This window comes from Phytobacter cepae, assembly GCF_054165735.1.
Genome location: NZ_CM135107.1, coordinates 2,425,508 through 2,450,038, shown reverse-complemented (window position 1 = coordinate 2,450,038; position 24,531 = coordinate 2,425,508). Strand labels below are relative to the sequence as shown.

General features: G+C 54.7%; 17 protein-coding genes. 7 read left to right on the top strand and 10 right to left on the bottom strand.

Translation table 11 applies throughout. The annotated features are described in order from the left end of the window. Nucleotides 1-5: 5 nt before the first annotated feature. The 3 genes from ACUY4Q_RS24830 to ACUY4Q_RS11395 form a co-directional block, all read right to left on the bottom strand. The gene (locus ACUY4Q_RS24830) at nt 6-1,319 is read right to left on the bottom strand and encodes an LLM class flavin-dependent oxidoreductase (protein WP_505335117.1); all 1,314 of its coding nucleotides are present in this window, start codon (nt 1,317-1,319) and stop codon (nt 6-8) included. 66 nt (nt 1,320-1,385) lie between these two features. Next, nucleotides 1,386-2,507 (bottom strand): amidohydrolase, encoded by a 1,122-nt coding sequence (locus ACUY4Q_RS11400; RefSeq protein ID WP_458047123.1) that lies wholly within the window; start codon nt 2,505-2,507, stop codon nt 1,386-1,388. After that, nucleotides 2,504-3,520: an LLM class flavin-dependent oxidoreductase gene (locus ACUY4Q_RS11395; RefSeq protein ID WP_458047122.1), complete on the bottom strand. Its 1,017-nt coding sequence runs from the start codon at nt 3,518-3,520 to the stop codon at nt 2,504-2,506. The genes ACUY4Q_RS11400 and ACUY4Q_RS11395 overlap by 4 nt, the downstream gene beginning before the upstream one ends. A gap of 471 nt (nt 3,521-3,991) precedes the next feature. On the opposite strand from ACUY4Q_RS11395, the gene ansP reads away from it, so the two are divergent. Next, on the top strand, nt 3,992-5,488 hold the full coding sequence (gene ansP, locus ACUY4Q_RS11390; RefSeq protein WP_458047121.1) for an L-asparagine permease: 1,497 nt from the start codon (nt 3,992-3,994) through the stop codon (nt 5,486-5,488). Nucleotides 5,489-5,557: 69 nt separating this feature from the next. On the opposite strand, the gene yncE is transcribed toward ansP, so the two are convergent. Continuing rightward, nucleotides 5,558-6,619: a 7-bladed beta-propeller protein YncE gene (gene yncE / locus ACUY4Q_RS11385; RefSeq protein WP_458047120.1), complete on the bottom strand. Its 1,062-nt coding sequence runs from the start codon at nt 6,617-6,619 to the stop codon at nt 5,558-5,560. Between the two features lie 265 nt (nt 6,620-6,884). On the opposite strand from yncE, the gene pqqU reads away from it, so the two are divergent. Continuing rightward, on the top strand, nt 6,885-8,993 hold the full coding sequence (pqqU, locus tag ACUY4Q_RS11380; protein ID WP_458047119.1) for a TonB-dependent receptor PqqU: 2,109 nt from the start codon (nt 6,885-6,887) through the stop codon (nt 8,991-8,993). A gap of 1,097 nt (nt 8,994-10,090) precedes the next feature. Here the strand turns inward: pqqU and ACUY4Q_RS11375 are convergent. The 4 genes from ACUY4Q_RS11375 to ACUY4Q_RS11360 form a co-directional block, all read right to left on the bottom strand. Continuing rightward, on the bottom strand, nt 10,091-12,022 hold the full coding sequence (locus ACUY4Q_RS11375; protein ID WP_458047118.1) for a methyl-accepting chemotaxis protein: 1,932 nt from the start codon (nt 12,020-12,022) through the stop codon (nt 10,091-10,093). 199 nt (nt 12,023-12,221) lie between these two features. Beyond that, complete coding sequence (locus tag ACUY4Q_RS11370; protein WP_458047117.1) at nt 12,222-12,878, bottom strand: GntR family transcriptional regulator; 657 nt, start codon at nt 12,876-12,878, stop codon at nt 12,222-12,224. Nucleotides 12,879-13,137: 259 nt separating this feature from the next. Beyond that, nucleotides 13,138-14,175: an NADPH-dependent curcumin/dihydrocurcumin reductase gene (curA, locus tag ACUY4Q_RS11365; RefSeq protein ID WP_458047116.1), complete on the bottom strand. Its 1,038-nt coding sequence runs from the start codon at nt 14,173-14,175 to the stop codon at nt 13,138-13,140. Between the two features lie 125 nt (nt 14,176-14,300). Then, a complete protein-coding gene (locus tag ACUY4Q_RS11360; protein WP_458047115.1) occupies nt 14,301-14,876 on the bottom strand; it encodes a helix-turn-helix domain-containing protein in 576 nt (191 codons plus the stop codon). A gap of 43 nt (nt 14,877-14,919) precedes the next feature. On the opposite strand from ACUY4Q_RS11360, the gene ACUY4Q_RS11355 reads away from it, so the two are divergent. Further along, entirely contained in the window at nt 14,920-15,435 is a 516-nt protein-coding gene (locus tag ACUY4Q_RS11355; RefSeq protein ID WP_458047114.1) for a GNAT family N-acetyltransferase, read from the top strand. Then, complete coding sequence (locus ACUY4Q_RS11350) at nt 15,435-15,884, top strand: DMT family transporter (RefSeq protein WP_458047113.1); 450 nt, start codon at nt 15,435-15,437, stop codon at nt 15,882-15,884. The genes ACUY4Q_RS11355 and ACUY4Q_RS11350 overlap by 1 nt, the downstream gene beginning before the upstream one ends. Nucleotides 15,885-15,886: 2 nt before the next feature. On the opposite strand, the gene ACUY4Q_RS11345 is transcribed toward ACUY4Q_RS11350, so the two are convergent. Together ACUY4Q_RS11345 and ACUY4Q_RS11340 are read right to left on the bottom strand one after the other, a co-directional pair. Beyond that, complete coding sequence (locus ACUY4Q_RS11345) at nt 15,887-16,120, bottom strand: DUF2526 family protein (RefSeq protein WP_458047112.1); 234 nt, start codon at nt 16,118-16,120, stop codon at nt 15,887-15,889. Between the two features lie 11 nt (nt 16,121-16,131). After that, nucleotides 16,132-17,730 (bottom strand): ABC transporter substrate-binding protein, encoded by a 1,599-nt coding sequence (locus tag ACUY4Q_RS11340; RefSeq protein ID WP_458047111.1) that lies wholly within the window; start codon nt 17,728-17,730, stop codon nt 16,132-16,134. A 278-nt stretch (nt 17,731-18,008) separates the two neighbouring features. Here ACUY4Q_RS11340 and ACUY4Q_RS11335 point away from each other — a divergent pair, with 278 nt between their 5' ends. The 3 genes from ACUY4Q_RS11335 to ACUY4Q_RS11325 are packed head-to-tail and all read left to right on the top strand — an operon-like array spanning nt 18,009 to nt 24,508. Then, a complete protein-coding gene (locus ACUY4Q_RS11335) occupies nt 18,009-19,355 on the top strand; it encodes an SrfA family protein (protein WP_458047110.1) in 1,347 nt (448 codons plus the stop codon). Between the two features lie 3 nt (nt 19,356-19,358). After that, the gene (locus ACUY4Q_RS11330; RefSeq protein WP_458047109.1) at nt 19,359-22,340 is read left to right on the top strand and encodes a virulence factor SrfB; all 2,982 of its coding nucleotides are present in this window, start codon (nt 19,359-19,361) and stop codon (nt 22,338-22,340) included. Next, the gene (locus ACUY4Q_RS11325; protein WP_458047108.1) at nt 22,337-24,508 is read left to right on the top strand and encodes a virulence factor SrfC family protein; all 2,172 of its coding nucleotides are present in this window, start codon (nt 22,337-22,339) and stop codon (nt 24,506-24,508) included. The genes ACUY4Q_RS11330 and ACUY4Q_RS11325 overlap by 4 nt, the downstream gene beginning before the upstream one ends. Nucleotides 24,509-24,531 lie beyond the last annotated feature (23 nt).

Below are 24,531 nucleotides of genomic sequence, written 5' to 3'. Positions count from 1 at the left end.
GATTATTATTCGGTGAACTGATTGCGAGGCTGCGCGAGGCCAAAACTGTCGCGAAGCGTCGTGCCTGGGTACGCCTTGCGAAACAGGCCGCGTGCCTGAAGCACAGGAACGACCTGTTCAACAAAGCGCGGGAAGGTATCCGGCGTACCACCCTGGATGATAAAACCATCCGCGCCGCCGGCATCGAACCACTGTTGTAACCCGTTGGCGACCTCCTCCGCTGTGCCGGAAAAACGTGGGCGCGGTGAAGCACTTTCCAGTGCAACCTGGCGTAACGTCAGTTGACGCTCACGGGCATTACGTTTGATTTCGTCGGTGGTGCTGCGAAAGCTGTTCTGCCCTAAATCGCCGATATCGGGGAAAGGTTCATCAAGGGGGTACTGGCTGAAGTCGTGGTGTTCGAAGTAGCGGCCAAGATAGTTCAGCGCATCCTGAATGGAGACCAGTGCAGCGGTGGTCTGATATTGCCGCTCCACATCTTCAGCATCCTCCCCCACAATCACGCTGACGCCCTGGAAGATATGCAGATCATCCGGGCCTCGGCCATGGGTTTTAAGTTGCGCTTTTACGTCCTGATAAAAATGCTGCGCCTCTTCGAGCGTATCGTGGTGGGTAAATATCGCATCGGCATGGCGAGCAGCTAATTTTTTGCCGTCTTCCGATGCACCCGCCTGAAATATAATCGGTCGGCCCTGTGGCGTTCGGCCAATATTTAATGGCCCGGCAACCTGGAAAAAATCGCCATGATGATCGAGGGTATGGAGTTTATTCGGATCAAAGAATTGTCCGCTCGTTTTATCACGAATAAACGCATCCTCTTCCCACGAATCCCACAACCCTTTGACCACATCGAGATATTCATCGGCAATACGGTAGCGCAGTGCATGTTCAGGATGTTGGCTGCGGGAGAAATTTTTTGCGGAACCTTCCAGCGGCGAGGTCACCACGTTCCAGCCAGCACGACCGTTACTGAGGTGATCAAGGCTGGCGAACTGACGGGCAACGGTGAAGGGTTCACTGTAAGAGGTTGATAACGTGCCGACCAGACCGAGACGCGTGGTCACTGCCGCCAGCGTCGATAAAACGGTAATCGGTTCAAAACGGTTTAAGAAATGGGGAATCGATTTTTCGTTAATATAAAGGCCGTCGGCGACAAAAATAAAATCCAGCTTGCCTGCTTCCGCTATTAACGCCGTCTCTTTTACAAACGAAAAATTAATACTGGCATCCGCCAGCGCCGCCGGATGTCGCCATGCGGACATATTTCCGGAAGCACCGTGTAATATAGTTCCCAGCCGCAGTTGTCTTGTTTCTGACATGGTCATTCCTCGTTTTCAGGCAACAGGTCACCCGGAGCAACAGCCCCAGGCTCAGGTTAATGGTGATCAGGCCTGTAGTAAGGCTTTCTCTGCCAGCAACGCGAAATAGCGTGAGGCGTCTTCAATTAGTGCTTCATCGGGATTGAATGCCGGATGGTGCAAGCCGTACTCACTGGCGCTGCCAATACTGACGAATGCGCCAGGGATCTGCTCCAGATAGACGGCAAAATCCTCACCCCCCATGTGCAGGTCGGCCTCTTTGGTTTGATAACCATGCCAGTCGGCAACGTCGCGGGCAAAAGCCGCCCATTGCGCATCATTGACTAATGCGGATGGCCCGGCATGCCAGTGCACCTGAATATCTGCATTGAACGCCTGCGCCAGTCCTGCGGCGATAGCGTTGACCCGTGCCTTTACATGTTCCCGAACGTCCTGGCGATGGGTGCGTAACGTGCCTTCCAGTTCAACCTTTTCTGGCAGCACGTTCCAGGTATTGCCGCCGAGAATGCGGGTCACGCTGAGTACAACAGAATCGAGCGTGTCCACGCTGCGACTGGCTACGGTTTGCAGGGCCACCACCAGTTGACTGGCGACCACGATGGCGTCGATCCCCTCCTGTGGTCGGGCAGCATGTGCGCCTTTGCCGTTGACCTCAATCACCAGGCGATCGACGTTGGCGTAGAACGGCCCGCCGCGGGTAGCAAAGGCACCAACCGGTAAACCCGGTTCGTTGTGCATGCCAAAGATCGCGCTGACGTTCTCCAGCGCACCGGCCGCAATAAGTCGTTTTGCGCCGCCAAAGTTCTCTTCCGCAGGCTGGAATAAAATGCGCACTTTGCCCGGAAGTTGCGCCTCTTTCTCTTTCAGCAGCAGCGCGGCTCCCAGCATCACACTAGTGTGGATATCATGCCCGCAGGCGTGCATCACGCCCTTGTTGCGTGAAGCAAAGGGGACATCCACCGCTTCGTCGATAGGCAATGCGTCAATATCGGCGCGCAGGGCAATGATTTTCTCGCCTTGCCCCACTTCAACGACGACACCCGTGGGCAGAGAGACAGGGACAAAACGTAGCCCGGCCTCTTCCAGCCACTGACGCACGCGACGGGTGGTTTCAAACTCCTGTAATGAGAGCTCAGGGTACTGGTGCAGCTCGCGCCGCCAGTCGATTAACTGTTGTGCGAAACTCATTGCACCCCCTCCTGAATCCGCTGGGTTTGTGTCCAGGCTTCAGCCAGTAGCTTTAAAGAGGTAAGACGCGCAGGCGATTCCACCAGTGGGTTATCCAGAATAAATTCGTCGATGCCGAACGCATCTGCCAGTGCATCCAGCCCCGCCAGCACGGTTTTGGCTGTACCCTTGATGAGCGACGGCTCCCGGCGGAAAATGCGCACCGCCGGGCTGCCCGCCTGACGCGCAAAGGCCTGCGCCTGGGCTTCGCTGGACACGCTCACCCGCTGCCCGTTTTCCAGTTCTACGCCCCAGATTTCGACCTGCTGCGCCAGACGCTCAGCCTCGCTTTCTGTCTCTGCGGCAATGACCTGCACCGCCACAATCAGATCGCGCTGGCTGCGATTCCGCCATTCAGTGACAACGTCACGCAACAAAACCTTGTCGCCGTTAAGATGCGCGGCAAAGACAAAGTTCCAGTCGAGCGTGGCCGCCAGACGTGCGCTGTCCAGACTTGCACCCAGCAGAAAGCGTTCAGCGCTCAGCTCAGGAACAGGCGTCGCCGCCAGCGATTCAGCGTCCGCATTTATTGAAGTGCTTTTCAGCCAGCCATCCAGTTCACTTAACTGTTCAGCAAAGTTTCCCTTTTCATCACTATGGAGGCCACGCTGTAACGCCTGGGTGGAGAGAGGTAACCCTCCCGGCGCTTTACCAATGCCGATGTCAATGCGCCCTGGTGCCAGTGAAGAGAGAACATTGAAATTTTCTGCCACCTTATAGGGGCTGTAATGTTGCAACATCACGCCTCCGGATCCGACCCGAATGCGTTGGGTTTGCGCCGCTATCCAGGCGATGATGATTTCCGGTGAGGGGCTGGCAAGCTGGGGAGAATTATGATGTTCGGCAATCCAGAAGCGATGAAACCCTCCTTGTTCAGCGTGTTGCGCGAGCAAGAGCGTGCGCGCCAGGGCGCTCTGCGCGGTGTCGTTTTCCGCGATGGGACTTTTATCCAGCAAACTCAAACGATAGGACATGCAGGGAACTCAGGTTGGTTACGATAGAGGGCATTATTGAGAGCCGCATCGTCCTTTGTGAAACAATTAATTTACATTAAATAAGCAAAAAATTTGCAAAGTCACGCCCTACGCGCTGGCAGCATCATTATTCTTTATGGTTTGCCTTATCCCTGTTTGCCCGGTGATGCCCGAACTTACGCCTCTCCAGGGCATATTTAGTCAATTCTGCGGGGAATTTTACCCTGCGTAATCGCTTAATCTACTGACTGCTGGCGACTTCACAATTTCGACTTATCATCATCGGTTTTTCATCGGGTATCTTTTGCGTCGGTAAAAAATTGCGGGTAGGATGCTGCGCCATGTTTTGTCTTATTCATACGTAGAATGATTGAAAGGACAGAGCACTTTCCCGGCGGGGCAAACGTTTGGTTTTCGCGCTGTCGGGGGCGAGGAATTCCCAAAAGGTTCAGACAGGTCAACAGGTACATAATGAAAAAAACCGAGCATAACGCGGCGGAACATCAGGCCGCGAAACGACGTTGGTTAAACTCTCATGAAGAGGGTTACAACAAAGCAATGGGTAACCGCCAGGTGCAGATGATTGCCATCGGCGGTGCAATTGGCACAGGGTTATTTTTAGGCGCAGGCGCGCGTCTGCAGATGGCGGGGCCGTCACTGGCTATCGTTTATCTGGTCTGCGGTATCTTCTCCTTCTTTATTTTACGTGCGCTGGGTGAACTGGTTTTACACCGCCCTTCCAGTGGTAGCTTCGTCTCCTACGCCCGTGAGTTTCTGGGCGAGAAAGCCGCCTATGTGGCGGGCTGGATGTATTTCGTCAACTGGGCGATGACCGGTATCGTGGATATCACCGCCGTTGCGTTATATATGCACTATTGGGGTGCCTTTGGTGATGTTCCACAATGGGTCTTTGCACTGGGTGCGTTGGCCATTGTCGGCACCATGAACATGATCGGCGTGAAGTGGTTTGCCGAAATGGAGTTCTGGTTCGCCCTGGTGAAAGTGCTGGCGATTGTTGCATTTCTGGTGGTCGGCACGATTTTCCTCGGCTCCGGTAAACCGCTGGATGGCAATGCCACAGGTTTCCATCTCATCACCGATAACGGCGGTTTCTTCCCGCATGGTCTGCTGCCCGCGCTGGTGTTAATCCAGGGTGTGGTCTTCGCTTTCGCCTCCATTGAATTTGTTGGTACGGCCGCCGGGGAATGTAAAGACCCGGAAAAAACCGTACCGAGAGCGATTAACAGCGTCATCTGGCGTATTGGCCTGTTCTATGTCGGTTCCGTTGTGCTGCTGGTTCTGCTGCTGCCGTGGATGGCGTATCAGCCAGGTCAGAGCCCCTTCGTGACCTTCTTCTCTAAACTGGGCGTGCCGTACATGGGCGATGTGATGAACATCGTGGTACTGACCGCTGCGCTCTCCAGCCTGAACTCAGGCCTTTACTGCACCGGACGTATCCTGCGCTCAATGTCGATGGGGGGTTCTGCGCCGAAGTTCATGTCCAAAATGAGCAAACAGCATGTGCCCTATGCAGGCATTCTCGCGACGCTGGCGGTCTATGTAGTAGGCGTGTTCCTGAACTATCTGGTACCTGCTCAGGTGTTTGAAATTGTTCTGAACCAGGCGTCCGTTGGCATCATTGCCTCCTGGGCCTTTATCGTGGTCTGCCAGATGTGTCTGCGTAAAGCCATTAAAGAAGGTCGCGCGGCGGAAGTGAGCTTTAAGATGCCGGGTGCACCGTTCACCTCCTGGTTGACTCTGCTGTTCCTGTTCAGCGTGTTGGTTCTGATGGCGTTTGACTACCCGAACGGCACCCTGACCATCGGCTGTCTTCCGGTACTGGTGATTCTGCTGGTCGTCGGCTGGTTTGGCGTGCGTAAACGCGTTGCCGCTATCCACAGCACCGCACCGGTTGCCCAGGCGGGCCCTGCCGCAGATGCCCCGCTGGTAGAAGAAACCGCAAAATAATTAACGGCGTTTAACGTCACAAAAAAGCCAGCCAGGTCTTCACCGGCTGGCTTTTTTTATGGATGTGATTTACAGCGCTATGCGAATCACGTCATCTGGATCGGTTGCCTCTTTCTCCTTGGTGGAGGCCTGTTTCACGCTGACATACAGCGTCTTACCATCCGGGGAGAGCACCAGGCTGTTCGGGTAAGTCGGCGTATCGAAAGTTTTCACCACTTTATAGGTTTTAGCGTCAATTACGCTGACCTTACCGGCTTTGCGATGCGTCACATAGGCTTCATTGCGGGTTGGGTTAAACAGCACCGCCAGAGACTCAGGCGCGGCCACTTTCTCCAGCACTTTGCCATCGCGAATATCCACGACCAGCACCTCTGGCTCTTTAGAGTCAGTAATAAAAGCACGGTGACCGGCGGTATCAAGGCTGAGGTTCAGGTAGAAGTGCTCTTTGCCATCATCCTGCAGTTTTTTACGGCTTAACACGCTATTAGTGGCGGTATCGATAGTCACCAGTTCACCGTCAGCGTTGGTGCTGTACAGGCGTTTGGCTGACGAATCCACGGCAAGTCCCGTACTGAAGGTGCCGGTATTGGCAATGGTCGCTTTCAGTTTCATCGACTCACCGTCCACGACCCAGACGACGCTCTCTTTACCGATGCCGGTGATGTAAACGGTGTTAGTCGCTTCATCCACCGCTAACTGGCGCGGTTGCAGCGGGCGCACAGTTTCACTGCGTTTACGATCATCCAGCACCAGGCGGCCTTTTACCTCACCGGTTTTGGCATCAACCGCGGTGACGGCACTGTTGGTGGTATTACCAAACCAAAGCGTTTGCGTACGATTGTTAATGGTCGCGCCAAACGGTTTCAGATCATTATGAATGACCTGAGTCACTTCAAGCGACACCGGATCCAGACGGTAAACCACCCCACCCTTGTCCAGTTTGCGGCTTTGTGAAGTGGCAACCCACAACGCATTTTCCTGTTGGCTGTATGCCATCTCATAGGCACCTTTGCCCACCGCTTTGCGCAGCATCTCGTCTGCCGCCTGAGCGCTGAAGGCCCCCGCAAACAGCAAAGATCCGAGTAACAGAGAACCACGCAGACGCGGTGTGCATAAATGACGTAAAGACATGACGACTCCCTTTGATAATGGCGTTATTACGTTTATTGCTGCTTCACATGCTGTCCTTTCGACGACGTCATGGCATCGCCTTGTAACTGAGAATAGTAATCATTATGAGTCACAATGTGGAGAGTAAATTACACTTCCTTTACCCTTCTCCTTTTTTCCTACACTTTGTATTAACGTAATGTGCCGTTTAAGTTTTCATATTTTGTTTAAAACATTAACATTACCGACATGTTCCATTTGGTTCGTCTCTTAACCTGGTTTACACATGAATACTTTCGCTGTTTCAAGAATTGCGCTTCTCCTGCCTGTTTTACTTTCCCCTGCCGTGTGGGCCGCGGACAACGAACAGACGATGATCGTCAGCGCTGCTCCCGAAGGCGTCTCTGAGCTGGACACGCCAGCCGCCGTCAGCGTGGTCAACGGCGAGGATATGCGTCACGCGACGCCGCAGATTAATCTTTCGGAATCACTGTCGAGCGTGCCGGGACTCCAGGTACAGAATCGTCAGAACTACGCCCAGGATCTCCAGCTCTCTATTCGCGGTTTTGGTTCGCGCTCGACCTACGGCGTTCGCGGTATTCGTCTTTATGTTGATGGCATTCCCGCCACCATGCCGGATGGTCAGGGTCAGACATCGAATATCGATCTCAACAGCGTGGACAGTGTTGAAGTGTTACGCGGCCCCTTCTCTGCTCTCTATGGCAATGCGTCGGGTGGCGTGGTGAATGTGAAAACCGAAACCGGACGCCAGCCAACCACGCTCGAAGCCAGCAGTTATTACGGCAGTTACGGAAGCTGGCGTTATGGCACCAAAGCCACAGGTGCGGTCGGTAACGGCACACAACCAGGCGATGTGGATTACACCGTTTCTACCACCCGTTTCACGACGCACGGCTACCGCGACCGCAGCGAGGCCCGTAAAAATCTGGCCAATGCAAAATTGGGCGTGCGTATTGACGAGGTCAGCAAGCTGACGCTGATGTTTAATAGTGTCGACATCAAAGCGAACGATCCGGGCGGACTGACGCGCGACGAATGGCGCGATAACCCTCGCCAGTCTCCTCGGGCTGAGCAATACAACACCCGTAAAACGGTAAAACAGACGCAGGCCGGGCTGCGTTACGATCGTCAGTTCAGCGAGCAGGATGACTTTAGCGTCACGATGTACGCCGGAGAGCGCGAAACCACGCAGTTCCAGTCGATTCCTCGTGCGCCACAGTTGAATCCAACGCATGCCGGGGGCGTTATCGACCTGACGCGTCATTATCAGGGCATTGATACCCGCTGGACCCATCGCGGTGAGCTGGTTATTCCGGTAACCGTGACCGGGGGCCTGAATTATGAAAACATGAGCGAGCAGCGCAAAGGCTTTGAAAACTTCGTGATGGTCAACGGCGCGCCGGATTATGGCCGCGAAGGTCATTTACGCCGCAACGAACGTAACCTGATGTGGAACGTCGACCCTTATCTGCAAACCAGCTGGCAGCTCACGTCGAAGCTGTCACTGGATGCGGGAGTACGCTACAGCAACGTCTGGTTTGACTCCAACGATCGCTATATCACCGCCACCAATGGCGATGACAGTGGCGAAGCGAATTATCATAAATGGCTGCCGGCGGGTTCACTGAAGTATGCGGTGACCGATAGCTGGAACCTGTATGCCGCAGCCGGACGTGGCTTTGAAACGCCGACCATTAACGAACTCTCTTACCGCTCCAACGGTCAGAGCGGGCTGAACTTCGGTCTGAAACCTGCAACCAGCGACACGGTAGAGATTGGCAGCAAAACACGAATCGGTAATGGCTTGCTGAGTGCGGCGCTGTTCCGTACCGACACGGACAACGAACTGGTTACGGATACCAGCAGCGGTGGCCGCACGACCTATAAAAATGCCGGTAAAACCCGTCGTCAGGGAGCGGAAATGTCGCTCGATCAGCAGTTTGCTGGTAACTGGCGGGCGAAAGTCGCCTGGACTTACCTCGATGCCACCTACCGCAGCGATGATGTCTGTAACGACAGTGACTGCAACGGCAATCGTATTCCGGGAATTGCCCGCAATATGGGCTTTGCCTCATTGGGTTATGTGCCGGAAGAGGGTTGGTACGCCGGGGCGGATATTCGTTATCTGAGCAATATCGCGGCCGACGATGAAAATACGGCCATTGCCCCCTCCTGGACGGTGGTCGGTCTGAACACCGGGTACAAATTTAACTACGGTAACTGGGGTATGGATCTGTTTGGCCGTGTAGATAACCTGTTCGATCGTGAGTACGTCGGTTCAGTGATTGTGAATGAGTCGAATGGGCGTTATTACGAGCCAGCTCCGGGACGAAATTATGGGGTGGGGCTGTCGGTGGCATATCGGTTTGAGTGATTCAGTTGTTTAAGTTGGAACACGATCGGTCCCCTCTCCCAAGGGACTGAGGGATCCCCAGAAAAAATGCGAGCACGAGCGGTCCCCTCGCCCTTGAGGGCTGAGCGATCCCCACAAATAAATGCGAGCACGAGCGGTCCCCTCTCCCTTGAGGGAGAGGGTTAGGGTGAGGGGGGAAAATGCAGCTCCGATGGTCATTCCGTTCACCTTATGTTCCTTGCTTTTCTATAACGCCAGAACCCGTGAACGTGCCAGGGTGGTTCACCGCCACCACCCTGGCGACCCGGGCTCCCGGCCAGGAAAATCGCCGCTGACGCGGTCCACTACGCATATTCCTTCAGGCTAATCGGGGACGGGCGAAGGTAACCTCCCTGTAAAGTCGCCCTCGCCGCGCATCCCTGCGCGTCGCCCCGGCCTTACGGATACGCTTCGTCGATTTTCAGCCGGACCAGAAACCCTCGCTGTATGTCACTGTATTAAAGGCAACTCCGATTTCGCTTTTATAAAAACGCGACAGCCATGCCTTTTTTCATTTAGCTTCAGGCTTACAGCGAGGGTGTTGTGTCCCCGCTGAAACCGGCGAGCCGGAGGCCGGAAGACAAGGTCTGGCCGCCAGGGAGGGCGGGCAGAGGTTTGTCGAGCCAGGACGGCGAGTCAAACCGGCCGCAGGCTGAGGGCCGGGAGGTGAGCGCAGTGCGCAGCACCGGTTTCCGTGCGGGGCCGCGGGGATTGCAAAGGGGGCCGCGGCGGCCCCCTTTGCACGTTCACGGGTGACGGTTTCGGTATGTTCAGCCGGTCTGGAAGTGAACGGAACACACCTCGGTGCCGCCCGTTTCCCCTCACCCCAGCCCTCTCCCCGATGGGGCGAGGGAGAAAAGCGAGCCCCCCGTTGATTCAGCAGATCTGGCGGTGAACGGAACACACCTCGGTGCCGCCCGTTTCCCCTCACCCCAGCCCTCTCCCCGGTGGGGCGAGGGAGAAAAGCGAGCCCCCCGTTGATTCAGCAGATCTGGAAGTGAACGTAACTACCTTCGGTGCCGCCTGCTCCCCTCACCCCACGGGGAGAGGGAAAAACCCGCCAGCAGGTGAAACCTTAATCAGAACGTCGTCCAGCCCTCATCCCGACTCTCGGGCGCTTTCGCACGAGATTGCGCCTTCAATGCCGGGCGCAGCAACGGCTGCACTGAAGACGCCAGCTCGCCCCCTGCCTCAAGCCGGAAGGTCGCCACCAGCTGTTCCAGCAGGCGAGCCTGTTCTTCCAGCGAACCGGCTGCCGTTGAGGACTCACTTACCAGCGACGCATTCTGCTGCGTCGTGCTGTCAAGCTCGCTCACTGCACGCGCAATCTGCTCAATACCCCGGCTTTGCTCTTCAGATGCTGAGGAAATCTCGCCCATAATGTCGTTTACCCGCGTCACTGATTGCACCACTTCATCCATGGTCGCGCCGGCTTTGACCACCAGGTCACTGCCTTTGGTGATTCGTGAAACCGACTCACTGATTAAATGTTCAATATCTTTTGCTGCCTGAGAACTGCGCTGAGAGAGGTTGCGAACTTCGCTGGCCACCACCGCAAAACCACGCCCTTGTTCCCCTGCACGTGCAGCCTCTACCGCTGCGTTCAAAGCCAAAATATTGGTCTGGAAAGCGATGCTATTGATGACGGCGGTGATATCGGCAATTTTACTGGAGCTGGTATTGATGTCGTTCATGGTGTTGACCACCTCACGCATCACCTGCCCGCCTTCACTGGCCGTCGAGGACGCCTGTGCGGCAAGGCGGCTGGCGTTTCGGGCATTGTCGGCGTTGTTTTTCACCGTTGCAGTCAGCTCTTCCATGCTGGCCGCCGTTTCCACCACCGCCGCCGCCTGCTGCTCGGTGCGAGAAGATAAATCGGTATTGCCTTCGGCGATTTCTGTTGCTGCACGTGAAACCTGCGACACGCTGTTACGCACTTCGAAAATCATCTCACGCAATTTGCTGTTCATACGGCCCATCGCACCGGTAAGCTTGCCCAGTTCATCCTGACTATGCGCTGTAATCTGTGAACTCAGGTCGCCGCTGGCGATACGCTCGGCCAGCGCCAGGTTGTGCACCACCGGACGGGTAATCTGGCGGATGATCCACCAGGACACCATCACACCAATCAGAATGGCAATCAGGCCAATAATCGCGGCAATGGTACTGGACGTGTTTGCCAACGCGTCATTATGCGTTTTAACAAGACCCAGTAGCTGTTTAATGTCGGCACTGCTTTCATCACCACCTGATTTCACCTTATCTTCAGCGAGTTTCAGCCCCTGCACGGCGACATAATAGTTCACGCTGAGATCGTAATACTTACTCGTATCAGCCCAAAGAGCCTCCAGAGGGGCCTGGATTTCACTCGGTAACTGAGCAGAGACCGACTGGAGGGAGGCTTTCGTTTCGTTAAAATTCTTGTCCAGCGCAGCACGCGCCTCTTTGGTTGGGCTGAAGCGAAGCACCAGTGCCGCATCACGGATGCTGCTGATGTTAATCAGCTGATCAAAGATTTGGCCAGAAACCGCGCTATCCGCTACGGGCGTACGGATGAGGGTCGTAAAGCGGGGTTTTTGATCCTCCGCTGCCAAGTTATCCAATGAAGAACGCACGGCATTCAGGGCATTGGTGGCCTGCTGCATCTCACTTACGCTGGACTGGAATTGGGTCAGATGGCCATTGAGCGCGCTGAGGTAACCTTTCTCTTTTTCGGTCCAGCTCATCTCTTCGGCGCTGGCAGTGAGTTCGGAGGCATGTTTAACAAAGCCAGCCATTAGCTGCCCCGCTTTGTCATCGCCATAAAGATACTTAAGACGGTTAATTTTAGCCTGAAAGACTTCGATATTGACGTTGTAAATCAGATTGGTTTTTTCATAGACGTCGCGGATTTCTTTGAATCGTAACACGCTCAGAACGGTTGCAATGGCGACCAGGAACAGGACCACGCCGAATCCTACCGATAATTTTTTACTGATATTGATATTGCTCAACCCTTGGCTGAAAGACATCCGGGACTCCTTGCTGACAACAATGTTAGCGCCTGACTGCGCACTAAAACCTTATCGGCAATACGGATTCGTTTTTCAGAGAAAAGGTGATGTGGGAGCGAAAAGTGTGATGTAGATGCTCCTCTACAGCAAATTAGCCGTGAGGAGCATGCGGGAGGTTGTGAAAAATTGTGGCACTCTTTTTCAGGCTGAGGCGCCGTCAGCGAGAAAACTGTTTGCGTAAAATGATAGCGCCATCATCAATCGCTCGCCACAGGGCCTTCTCGCTGGCAGCACCATCCCCTTTCTCCAGGGCGGTTAATAAATCGCCATAATCATGCCCGCGAGTTAACTCATTTGATGAAGGATAAAGATAATTAAAGCATGGGCCGATACGCACCCACAGCTGTTCGATTAATGCCGACAAAGTGGGCATTCCCGCATAATGATAAACCGCAAAGCGAAATACACGATTGGTTTGTAAAGAGAGCTCCGTATTCCCGCTTTTAACGGCTTCATGGAAAATATCCGCGAGACTGCGTAATTCATGGAGGATAGCCGGGGTCATATTTTGACTCGCAGCACGCACTGCCATTCCTTCCAGATTTTTGCGGATATGATTAATTTCGCTGTAGCGTTCGAGATTAACTTCAGGCACTAAAAATGCCTGGGCCGGTGTGGCATGAAGCGCTCCGGCAGAAACAAGACGCAGTAATGCTTCTCTGACCGGCGTAATACTGGTGCCAAGTTGATCGGCAATTTCTTTAGTAATGAGGCGTGCGCCAGGTTTTAACGCACCAATAATAAGCGCACTTTTTAAACTTGCCTCTACTTGCATAGTAAGGCTTGTTCGTTGCGCTTTTTCCAAATCAAGCATGAGAGTATCCTGTAAAAAAATCTTATTAATTATCAGCCTTGTAGCCTGTCCGTAATCATAATGTCCCTAGGATATATTATGCAAAAGCATGCCTGGTATTGGATTGTCACGAGAATGTTAGAACGATTAGTTATTTATTATGCACAACTATCAGGAATCCTTACCGTGAGGTCATCGATTCCTGATATATGGTTAATTAAAGCTGTTTTTAAAAATTTTGCACGAAATATGATGACGGTTTTTCACCGTCATCATCATCTTAGTCTGCGGCACCAACCTGAATCACAACTTTACCGAAGTTTTTCCCTGCCAGCATCCCGATAAATGACTCAGGGGCGCTTTCAAGTTCATCGATAATCTGTTCGCGATAATGGATTTTCCCTTCAGAAATCCATTGCGACATGTCATGCTGAAATTCGTCAATACGGTGACCATAATCCTGGCTAATAATAAAGCCCTGCAATCGTATCCGTTTTTTCAATAGGGTGGCCATTAATAATGGAACCCTGTCCGGGCCTGCGGGTAATTCAGTCGAATTATAACCACTGACCAGACCACATAATGGAATACGGGCGGAAGTGTTCAATAATGGCAACACCGCATCGAAGACCGCGCCGCCGACATTTTCGAAATAGACATCAATACCCTGCGGGCAGGCCTGGGCGAGTTGCTCGGCAAAGTCATCCGCACGGTGATCCAGACAAGCGTCAAAGCCAAGCACCTCGACGGCGTGGCGACATTTCTCCGCGCCGCCAGCGACGCCCACCACACGGCATCCTTTGATCTTTCCGATTTGCCCAACCGTTGCGCCGACCGGCCCGGTGGCAGCCGCCACCACCAGCGTCTCACCCGCTTTTGGCTGACCGATGTCCAGCAAGCCCATATAGGCGGTAAAGCCCGGCATACCCAGGATACCCAGAGCCCAGGACGGATGCTGCGGGTTGTCCCCAAGCTTAACCAGCCCTTCGCCGTTTGAAATCTCATAGTCCTGCCAGCCGCTGTAGCCGAGGACCCACTCCCCTGTCTGGAAGTCAGGATGATGTGACGCAACCACCCGACTGACAGTGGCACCACACATTACCTCACCGATAGCCACCGGCGGGGAGTAGGATGGCGCATCGCTCATGCGTCCGCGCATATAGGGGTCAAGTGAAAGATAGACGGTACGCAGCAGGAGCTGGCCCTCTTCAGGCGTCGCGACGGCATGCTTTTCCAGCCGAAAATTGTCTGCAACCGGCGCGCCTTTTGGGCGAGAAGCCAGTACCCAACGGCGGTTATGTTCGCGTTCTTGCGTCATAAAGTTCTCCAGTGCCAAAAAGATGTATAGATAATAGGATGTATCCTCCAAACGTGCGCACTTATCGAACTCACGAAGATTGGGGGGTGACAGCCTAAACCCTGGCACTTAGGGAGCCGTTGTCATTACGCGCTGGCTGGGTTTAGTCGCACAATAAGGTAATAACAGGTTTCGGTTGTTTCGTTGATGAAACGGCAATCGTTCGGCGGCCCCAGCTCCAGGCAGTCACCCGCTTTCATTTCATGGCGCGTTTCCCCTTCGACGAACACCAACTCCCCCGCCTGCAACCAAATTAACTGGCGGGCGTGCAGGTAAGCGGAAGCAGGCATCGGGATATCGCTACCACCGGGAAGCTCGATGTGCACCAGATCGATAGGAATATCGCCCTTCGGTGAAAGATGACGACGCAGATAATGGCTTTGCGGATCGCGCCAGACCGGCTGATCGGCAAAACGCAGCAGTTTCCCCTCCTGCATTTCTGCCCGGGCAATCAGCGTAGACATGCTGATACCGAATGCGCCGGAAAGACGCGCAAGCAGCGCCGCCGTCGGGCTACTCTCACCGCGTTCAATTTTATGAATCATGGCGCGCGAAACCCCTGCCCGTTCGGCTAAGTCGCTCAGCGACCAGCCTCTTGACTCACGCTCAACGCGAATTCGCGCACTGATCCGTTGATTTATATTGTCTGAGATAGTATTCATATCGTAATACTATAGTGAACAACCACTGAGGTTCAACTTAAGCATGAACATTCGATATGCCTTAAAAGAGGACTGTGCCGCTATCGCGGAAATATACAACCATGCGGTACTGCACACCGCGGCTATCTGGAATGATAAAACGGTCGATGCAGACAACCGCATCGCCTGGTTCGAGGCACGGGCATTACTGGGTTACCCGGTGCTGGTCAGTGAAGAAAACGGTGTTGTAACAGGTTACGCCTCATTTGGCGACTGGCGCGCATTTGACGGCTTTCGTCATACCGTTGAACACTCTGTCTATGTTCACCCCGATTATCAGGGAAGGAAATTGGGTCAGGCGCTGATGAGCAGATTGATCGACGAAGCCAGGAAAATCGGCAAACACGTGATGGTTGCCGGGATCGAGTCACAAAATGCGGCGTCTATCCATCTGCATCAAAAACTCGGCTTCACACTGACCGCACAGATGCCGCAGGTTGGCACCAAATTTGGTCGCTGGCTGGATCTCAGCTTCCTGCAACTCCAGCTTGACGATCGCCTGGACCCGGATGCTATCTGATGAATCAGACGCTGACACTCTGTTTCCTCGTCGCTGCGGGCATCGGTCTGGTAGTGCAAAACATGCTGATGGTGCGTATCACCCAGTCCGCCTCCACCATTCTTATCGCCATGCTGCTCAACTCGCTGGTCGGCATTGTGCTGTTCGTCAGTATCTTGTTGATAAAGCATGGCACTGCCGGGTTCAGTGAGCTGGTGTCAACCGTGCACTGGTGGACCCTCATACCCGGCCTGCTTGGCTCGTTTTTTGTGTTTGCCAGTATCAGTGGATATCAGTATGTGGGTGCTGCCACAACTATCGCGGTACTGGTCGCCAGTCAGTTGATTGGCGGGCTGGTAATGGACGTAGTGAGAAGTCAGGGCGTGGCGCTAAAAGCGCTGGCAGGGCCGATATGTGGTGCCGTTTTGCTGGTGATTGGCGCCTGGCTGGTAGCCAGACGCCAGTTCTGAACTTACAGAATGGTGCCACCTTTGGTGAGATGCTCATGGCGGGCTTCAAGCTCTTCCTTATGATGACGCCCCTTATGAAAAATCGCCTGGCGCAGGCGCTGTTGCTGGGCGTAACGATCGTCCCGGCTCAGCGCTTCATCATTGCTTAACTCCACCAGCAATTCATTCATATGAATAATGACGCTCTCTTCAATGGTGCTATCCACTCGGGCGACAACCTCATCCAGATGTGACATGCCAACTCCTGTTAATTCAGTTTTGCTTTTGAAAAATCACTGCCCATCAAACTGACGCTGTAACCGCTGACGTTGCTGCGGGTGGCGTAGAAGGTTTTACCGTTCGCCAATGGGATCCACGGCGCCTCGGCGTAAAACACCTCTTGAGCCTGAGCGTAAAGTGCGGCGCGTTTCGCCGGATCGCTGGTCAGTTTGGCCTGTTGTACCGGGCCATCATACGCTTTATCGCACCAGCGTGCGGCATTAGAACCGCTCTTCACGCTGTTACAGCCCAGCAGGGTATCGGCAAAGTTATCCGGATCGCCATTATCGGACATCCAGCCAAAGAGCGCAGTGTCGTGCTCGCCACGACGCATACCCGTAAGGTATTCGCCCCACTCGTAAGAGACAATCTTCGCTTTGACACCCACTTTCGCCCAGTCGCTTTGAATCATCTCTGCAATGCGACGGGAGTTCGGGTTATAGGGACGCTGAACCGGCATTGACCACAGAGTGGTTTCAAAACCTTTATCCAGCCCAGCCTGTTTCAGCAGCGCTTTCGCTTTTTCCGGATCGTAACCGTAATCTTTCAGGTCTTTCTTGTAGCCGAGCATATTCGGTGGCAGCGGTGATTTCGCTACCGTCGCGGACCCCAGGAAAACGGCATCAATGATCGCTTTTTTATCGGTCGCGTAGTTCAGCGCCTGACGCACCAAGGCATTATCAAAGGGTTTCTTCTCGGTGTTAAACGCCAGATAGCCGACGTTCAGTGCGTCCACGGTATGCAGGGTCAGATCTTTATTGCCTTTAATCTGATCGAACTGCACCGGTGCCGGTGCCGGGATAATCTGGCACTCGTTGGTCTGCAGTTTCGCCAGGCGCGTTTGCACATCCGGGGTGATAGCAAAAATCAGGTGCTTAGTCGGGACCGCACCTTCCCAGTAGTTCGGGTTCGCCAGGTAACGAATCTGCGCGTCCGCTTTGTATTGTTGCAAGACATAAGGCCCGGTACCGATTGGCCAGTTATCAACGTTTTCAGGGGTGCCTTTTTTCAGCATCGCATCGGCATATTCTGCAGACAGAATAGAAGCAAAATCCATACCCCAGTCTGCGAGGAAGGCGGCGTTTGGCTCACTCAACACAAACTGAACGTGATTATCGTCGACTTTTTTAACTTCCGTGATCAGTTTATCCAGACCGACATCGCTGAAATATTCGTAATTACCTTTTGAAACATTATGATAGGGGTGATTAGGGTCTTTCTGACGCATGACCGAGAAAATAACATCGTCAGCGTTAAAATCGCGTGTCGGTTTAAAGAATTTGTTGCTATTGAATTTCACGCCCTGACGCAACGTAAAGGTGTAGGTTTTACCGTCCGGGGAAATGGTCCAGTCTGTCGCAAGAGAAGGCACCGGCGTATTTTTTTCCGGATCAAAGTTGACCAGGCGGTTATAGAGGACCTGAGAGCTGGCAACAAATGACGGGCCAGAGCTGGCGATTTGCGGGTTAAACGACTCAGGAGAAGCCTCTGAGCAGTAAACAATTGTGTCGTTGTTTGCGGCCCACGCAGCGCCTGTCGGTAATAATGTGCTCAGCGCCAGGGCGAGCAGCGTTTTCCTTGCGATCATAGTCTGAAACCTTATTTTTATATGAAGCATTAATCTCAGCACAGCGGAAGTGAACTGGCAAATAACGATTCACTATCAGGTTATTCTAAAGCAGTGTTTTTCGCTGAAATCTTCAGCAAAATAAAATTTAAAATTTAACTTAAGCAAACTCCGCGTCGTCAAGCCGTCCCTGCGCGACCAATGCGTCGAGAATTCAACGGTTTTGTCCTCTCTTCCGCCGTTTGCTTGTCATGACATTGCGTACAGTAGACGCGTGAAAAAGTCTATGGGATGAAAACGTGGCAAAAACTCTCTTGCGCAGCGGCGATCTGGATGATTTCCAGGCAGTCGGTGGTGGTGGCCAGGCCGTCTTTGATTCGGCACTGCAAATTCGTGAAGCTCTGCGTCTGCGTAAGCAGCAGGCACTGGTTGACTGCCTGGCTATTCCGCAGGTCAATGATGAAGGCGATCGTGTTGACTGGTACTCCCCGGTTGAAGGTCGTGCCGTCTCCTGGAAAGCCGCAGAGGAAGAGGCGCGTTTTCGCGCCCTGCGTTACCTCGACAGCACGCTGGATAGCGCAGCGTCATTAAGTCGCAAATGCATCCAGTCGCCGAAAACCGCACAACAACTGTTCGGCTCTCTTCTCGAGAAAGCGCTCCAGTTTCCGGGTGAGAACCACGTTTTCCTCGTCGATGGTAAACCCGTTATTACCTTCTGGGGTTTTGTGAACCTCAATGAAAGCGCCCGTGATGACGTGCTTGAGTGCCTGCGCAAAGAAGATATCCCTGAGCCGATCGTTATCATTGAACCAGAACCCGAACCGGAAGAAGAACCGGTGCCCGTTGTGAGCTTTGACAGCGCAGACGAACCGCTGCTTACCCCTGTTCCGCCGGTAAAATTCACACCGCCGCCAGAGCCTGTTGAACCGCTGGCAGAACCCGTAGCACCTGCACCAGTGCCAACCGCGCCTGAGCCGGCTCCGGTTAAACGCCGCCGCTATGGATTATGGGCCATACCGATTGCCGCTGCGGCGATCGCGGCGGTAGCAGTACCGCTGATTCTCAATCAGCAAGACCGCCCCGCACCCGCGCCAGTGCCGGTTGCGCAAACCACTGCTGTAGAGCCTGCTCCGGTTGAACCGCCAGCCGTTCCGTCACCGGTGCTGGCGGCGCAACTGCCGCTGCATCAGGCAGAGGTCGTGGCACCCAAAGTGGAAAAAGTCGACGCACCGCCTAAGCCTGTTATCATCGGCGCGATTCCCAAAGATGCGTTGGTCATGGATGCGCTGCAGATTAAAACCGGTTCGACGCGTTTCCTTAACGGTACCTGGCGCGTATTGATGGACGTGAAAGATCAGGTCAGCGGCAAAGCGCCGACCATCCGCTTCCAGATCCAGAATAACAAAGGGACGGCTCGCATTATTCAGGGAAACAACATCTCCTGTCGTGCCGACCTCTTTTCCGGTTTACATGAAACGGGCGTGCTGATGATAAAAAGCCGCAGCACCGCGCGTTGCAGCGACGGTACACGTTACCCAATGCCAGAAATTGCCTGCAAAGCGGGCAATAATGATGTTGCGGAGTGCAGCGCGCAATTTGATGCCAACACCCCCGTTTCCGTGACGTTCAGAAAAACAGGTGCCTGATTTATGCTGGTCAATCTTTGCGATTACAAACAGAGCGTCACCCTGATTGCCAACAGTGGCGTACAGTTTCTTGATTTTGGTCTGACGCCACAAGAGTCTGCACAGAGCGGTCGTTTTGTGCGTAAAACGGCGAACGGTCCGTTGCTGCGGCTCGACTACGATCTGGTCAATGAGCGTTACACCCTGCCCGGCCGTAATGGCAGCCTGCCGGAAGTGGTCAAGCCGGAGAGCACGCAGTCGTTGCACACCTCGCTCTCGATTCTTGATGGCGTCTGGTTGCCCATTCCGTTCCTGCGCTTTAATCCACCCCGCACCTTCGTGGAAGGCCCGGACAACTGGGCCCGAGTGCAGATCCGTAAACTGAATGAGCCTGACGGTGCCGGTAACACGCACCGTATTACGCTTGCCCTCGACAGTCAGATTAATGGTCAGTCACCGTCCGCCCTCGCGCCGCAGGAGAACGATATCCTCAACGGCACGCGTTTTTCGCTGGCCTGGCGTGACGATGAAGTGGCCGATTTTCTCGATCAAACCTGGGTGGACGGCTGGTTGCGCGAAGCGTTTCTCCAGTATGCCAGCCACAGCGATCCGCGCAGCGAACGCGACATCACCCAGGCAATGCGCAGTTTTGAGTATCAGTCCCACTGGCTGAACCTGCTCACCCTGCTCGGCACCCAGATTCAGGTGCCGGAAGTGAAAATAGTCACCCATACGCTCAGCACGCCGGCCATCCCGGTGGATCTGATCCTTGATGTGGGCAACACCCATACCTGTGGCGTCATCATTGAAGATCATGGTGATGCCAACGACGGCCTGCGCCAGACCGCAGAGCTGCAGGTACGCTCCCTGAGTGAGCCGCAATTTCTTAATGAGCCCCTGTTCACCAGCCGCCTTGAATTTTCCGAAGCCCGGTTTGGCAAGCAGCACTTTTCTGTTGAAAGCGGTCGCGAAGATGCCTTTGTCTGGCCGTCTATTGTGCGCGTGGGCGATGAAGCCCGTAAGCTGGCGATGCAGCGTCTGGGTACCGAAGGCAACAGCGGTATTTCCAGCCCGCGCCGTTATCTCTGGGATGAAACCCCGGTCTTACAGGACTGGCGCTTTAGCCAGATGAACAGCAAGACGCAACGGGAACCGTTGGCGACGGCGTTCCCGTTGATGAACCTGATGAACGACGAAGGCCAGCCGCTCTATACCCTGCCGCTGGATGAACGCCTGCCGGTCTTCTCGCCGCAGTACAGCCGCAGCACCCTGATGACGCATATGCTTTGCGAGCTGCTGGCGCAAGCTCTCGGGCAGATGAACAGCGTGGCCACCCGTTTACGTCTGGGCTTCCCGGCGTCACCACGCCAGCTACGTACCCTGATCCTCACTCTGCCATCCGCCATGCCCAAGCAGGAGCGTGAAATCTTCCGTCGCCGTATGTTCGAGGCAATAGCGATTGTCTGGAAAGCGATGGGCTGGCACCCGCAGGATGAAGATTTTGCCAACCGCAAGCAGCAGGATAAAAGTGTTGTGCCGGTTCCGCAGATCCAGATGGAGTGGGATGAGGCCAGCTGCGGTCAACTGGTGTGGTTGTACAACGAAGCAATTTCACGGTATTCCGGCCAGACGGAGACCTTTTTTGCCGCCCAGGCGCGCCCTGACCGGGTTGAACCCGAGGGCGCGCGTCCTGGCCGCTCTCTGCGCGTCGCCTCACTGGATATTGGCGGGGGCACTACCGACATGGCCATCACCCATTATCAACTGGATGACGGCACCGGCAGCAATGTCAAAATCACGCCGCAACTGCTGTTCCGCGAAGGCTTTAAGGTCGCCGGGGATGACATCCTGCTGGATATTATCCAGCGTTGCGTCCTGCCCGCTATGCAAACGCATTTGCAAAAAGCCGGCATCACTGACGCCGCATCGCTGATGGCAACGCTGTTTGGCGACTCGGGTCGTATTGACACTCAGGCGGTGTTGCGCCAACAAACTACCCTGCAGCTGTTTATGCCCATCGGGCATGCGATTCTGGCGGCATGGGAAGAGAGTGATATCAATGACCCGCTGGCGGGGTTGCATGCGACCTTTGGCGAGTTGCTTAAGCAGTTGCCGACCCGTAACGTGATGAACTATCTGAAGCAGGCTATCGATCACGCCCTGCCGTCAGGTTCGCTGGAGTTTGATGTGCTGACGGTTCCGCTGCAGGTGAATTTCCGCGAACTTCAGGATGCCATGCTCGCCGGGCAGTTTACGCTGACGGCCCCGCTCCATGCTGTGTGTGAAGCCATCAGCCACTACTGCTGCGACATCCTGCTGATCATGGGGCGTCCGGGTTGTCTGCCGGGCGTGCAGGCGCTGATTCGTCACCTGCAGCCTGTTCCTGTTAACCGCATGATCTGGCTCGATAAGTACCGAGTACATGAGTGGTACCCGTTCAGTCAACAAGGCAAAATTGGTAACCCGAAATCTACTGCCGCCGTGGGCGCAATGTTGTGCAGTCTGGCACTGGATTTGCGCCTGCCGCGCTTTAACTTTAAAGCGGCGGACATTGGCGCTTACTCCACCGTGCGCTACCTTGGCGTGCTGGACAATGTGGTCAATACCCTGCGCGATGAGAATATCTGGTATCACGACATTGACCTGGATAAACCCAACGCCAAACTGGATGCCCGGCTGCACTTCCCGCTTCGTGGCAACATTACCCTCGGTTTCCGTCAACTGGCAAATGCTCGCTGGCCAGCCACACCGCTCTATACGCTGAGCATTAACTCATCTGAGCTGGCAAAAACCATTGCCGGGGATGGCGTACTCAATGTGCGTTTACAATTCAGTGGCGGTAACAAACACAACGGGCCAGAGTCGTTTGTTCTGAGCGAGGCCTGGCTTCAGGATGGTACGCCGGTACCTGCCGATGCGTTAACCTTCAAACTGAATACGCTGGCCGACCGCCGCCATAGCGGCAGCCATTATTGGATCGACAGCGGGAGTGTGTACCTGAAATGAGTGCAAGCATGAACACAACCCAGGCCTTGCGAGCATGGATCAATGAAAACCGTCAGCTTTCCCCCTTACTGGAAGATGATGCCGATGCCTTGCTGGCACGTCTGACCGCCTTTACGGCGCAAGAAACCGCGCTGGATAGCGCTGCGCGGGCTCCCTGCACCGTCGGACTCTATGGCCACGCTCAGGCAGCCAAAGCCCACTTGCTAGCAGCCCTGTGTAATAGCGGCAGCGGACGGCTGAATGTGCAACTGGGTGAGAAAACGCTGGACTATTTTACCCACCTGAATCCAGGCCACATGCTGACCAGTATGGCGCTGCGTTTTAGTCGGCACAGTGACGTGCTGGACGACAATTTTCCCCTGCGTCTGCGCTTAATCAGCGAAGCCGAACTGGTGCAGGTATTTATCGCCCATGCACAGACGCTGCCTGACCTGAGGGTCGTGGACAAGTCAGTGGTCGAAAGCCGCCTCGCCAAATGGCGTGCGCTGCGCCAACCCAATCCGGTGCCGGGGCTGGTGGCTGAAGAGGTCGGCGCTATTGGACGTTTCTGGCGCGCCTGCGTCCCTTCGTCGCAGCAACATCTGGACGACGCCCTGTGGTATCAACTGGCCTGTCTGTTACCGTCGCTCGATTTGAGCGCCCGCGCCAGTGCGTGGTCGTTGTTATGGGGCGAACATCAGGAGCTGACGCAGCTCTGGCTCTCTCTGGCGCACACGCTGCACCAGACCGGCAATGCGTCTGAGCTCGCTGCCCCGCTGAGCCTGTTGGTGGATAATTTTGCCTTGCCAACCGAAGGTTTTCTGACGCCTGCGCCAGCCTCTTTCGATGAAGTGGCTGGCGAAGTTGTGGTTCATCCCTGGTCACACGCCCAACTGCAAAATGCGGTCAGCATTCCCCTCTCTACCCTTTCACTCCTGACCAAAGAACTGGTTTTGCCGGTTGAAGAGATCGTGCTGGAGAAGGTCGACATCCTGGATATTCCGACGCCTGCGCCTGAGGAAGGTCACCCTCTGTGGAACAGCAAATGCCGCTGGCTGCTGGAGAGTTATCGCCAGCAGTTGCAACCTGACGTGCTGCTGATTTGCAACGCAACGTCGCAGCGCTCTGCGACAACGACCACTGCCAGAGCGCTATTGCACTGGGTTAAAGAGACACAGTCCGGTCAGGAAGCGGCTTTGCCGGGTCTCGTCTGGACGATCACCCCACAAGACGCACGTTTCACCAGTGGGCAAAATCTCGACGAAGTCATCCAGCAACTGGTGGGAAAACCTGGACAGCACTGGGGTACCTTGCAGGCACTGGATGCCAGTAGTCTGCAACGGGTACTGGAGTGGCTTGCGCAAGCCACGACCCCGTCGTTAAGGCTGGCGCGCTTCAATGCGCTACGTGAACGCCATCTGGCCGCCCTGCGTGATTTGATGCAGGCCTGGGTAAATACACCGGCTAAAGAAAATGCTGCCCAGAAGACCCGGGCCGAAACCGTGGTGCGCGAGTTGCAGTCACATGCCTCTCGTCACGGTGAATTGCTCGAAGGCATGATGCCGGACATGCAACAGTTCGATAATCTCTGGAAGGTGCAGCAGCCCCGCGAAGAACAGGTCAGCGGCCTGTTTAACGAAGCCATCGACCTCTTTGCGGAGTCGGCGGAAAACGTTGAACACACCCTGTCAGCCCGTGACGTAGGTCAGCAGGCGCATGCCATGTGGGTAAATCATGTCCGCCAGTGGAGCCGTAATGACGACAACGCCGCGCGTTTGGGTTTATCCCCGGCGACGTTGCGGCACATGGCGGAGATCGTGATCGTCGCCAGCTACCGTTTAGGTTTGGCTGAACAGTTGCAGAAGATCATGCAACGTGACACCGCTTGTGCGGCCCAACTGTATGCTGAAACAGGTAACTTTGTGGCCTGGCTGGGGTATGCTGCGGTCAACGAATCGGAACGTCCTGCCAGTCGGGTAATGAAAGGCACGCCAATTTTCGTTTCTGCCCCGGTGGTGACGGGTGAACGATTGACGCGTCTCGGCGAACAGCCGGTGCATGCTGCAACCCGTTACGTCTATGACTGGCTGGTCGCGCTCTACAGTCGCGCCGTTGAGAATATGGGGTACAGCCATCCACTGGATGTGTCGGTTACCGCACGCAAAAAACTGAAGACCTTACTGCCATAAAAAAATGACCCGGCCACCTGCGT